The 407-nt window shown below is 42.5% G+C and carries 1 protein-coding gene; it reads left to right on the forward strand.

From position 1 onward, the window contains the following. The coding region (locus tag HC176_RS17030) for a tetratricopeptide repeat protein (RefSeq protein ID WP_167920201.1) at nucleotides 1-407 on the forward strand (407 nt) is incomplete at both ends.

The following is a 407-nucleotide window of genomic DNA, read 5'->3' on the forward strand; positions in this document are numbered from 1 at the left end:
TCATCTTTTTTGTCTTAGGCTTTTCAGGCTATTCACAGAGTGAACAGCTGGCGAAGAACTATTTCGACAGGGGAGAATTTAAAAAGGCGGAAAACATCTATGAAAAACTATTTGACAGGGAACCTAACAATTCAAATTATTTCTATGGTTTGATCGCCACCTACCAGCCACTGGAAAAATATCCTGAAGCCGAAAAACTCTTGCAGGATCGCATCAATAATACGGCAAATGCGCCGCATTACCTGGTAGAGCTGGGACATAACTACGAGTTGCAGCAAAGAAATGAGCAGGCAGAGCAGTTTTACAAGGAAGCATTACGTGCGATAGAATCCCGTCCCAATTTCGCTTTTTCAATTGCCAGGACCTTCGAGAAATACAGCAAGCTTGATCATGCGGTTTCTGCTTAT

The organism is Tamlana crocina (assembly GCF_012037625.1).